This window comes from Pseudoalteromonas sp. K222D (assembly GCF_017653575.1).
Classification (GTDB): Bacteria; Pseudomonadota; Gammaproteobacteria; order Enterobacterales; family Alteromonadaceae; genus Pseudoalteromonas; species Pseudoalteromonas nigrifaciens.
In genome coordinates, this window is record NZ_JAGGDL010000097.1 from 1 (window position 1) to 793 (window position 793).

At 35.8% G+C, this 793-nt stretch carries 1 protein-coding gene; it reads left to right on the forward strand.

The features are described 5' to 3' along the window. Window positions 1-117: 117 nt before the first annotated feature. Window positions 118-498 (forward strand): hypothetical protein, encoded by a 381-nt coding sequence (locus J5X91_RS18020; protein WP_208835401.1) that lies wholly within the window; start codon window positions 118-120, stop codon window positions 496-498. The last annotated feature ends 295 nt before the right edge of the window (window positions 499-793 follow it).

Genomic DNA, 793 nt, shown 5'->3' on the forward strand with positions numbered 1-793 from the left:
TTTTACCGACCTAATGCCGTGGAATGTGCAGCTAGACTTCGATTATAGCTAAGCGCACTGCTTAAATGCGCGCTTACATTAGATCAAGCCCATCCAAAATATGGAAAGGTTGCATTGATGTATAAATTAGACATTATTAACCAAGAGCAGCAAAAGTTTTTGTTAAAACTTGCGGAACTAAGAAACAAGCTTGTTCATAATATTTCCGAAATATCGTTTAATTTAGAAACCTATATGTCAGGTTTTGATTCAAATCAACGAAAATCGATTGCTAGAATATTTGGTCATGGAATTCATGAAACATTTGAAATTAAAGGCACCCCTTGTAATCGAACTGATTTTACAATAGAAAATCCAAAATGGGTTATTTGGCTTACAGCAAATGAAGTATTGGCTTGTATAAACGCAGAAATTCAGCATGGCCATGACATGAAGAAAATTAATGATATTGGTTTCAAACTAGTAGTAAACATAACAAGTCAAAGCACTCGGAATTAGTAAAGGTGTCACCTTTTTTGTTCCAAAAAAGTCGCCAACTTCACCAATCCGGTGTTTGGGGCGTTAGGCGCATTGTCTGCTGAAGTTACGTTATACAATAAATTGGAGTTGATATGGTGGAAAAACATTGGTTAGACTTTGTCACTGCGATTGGAAGCATTGCCACCCCGATAATTGTATTGATAATTTCAACTCTCGGCTGGAAAGCTAAAAATAAAGTAACTATTCACCAAGACAAATTATTTTCTAAGGATCTTTTTTAGCTATTGACTGATCCTGCCAGTATGCCAAGCTA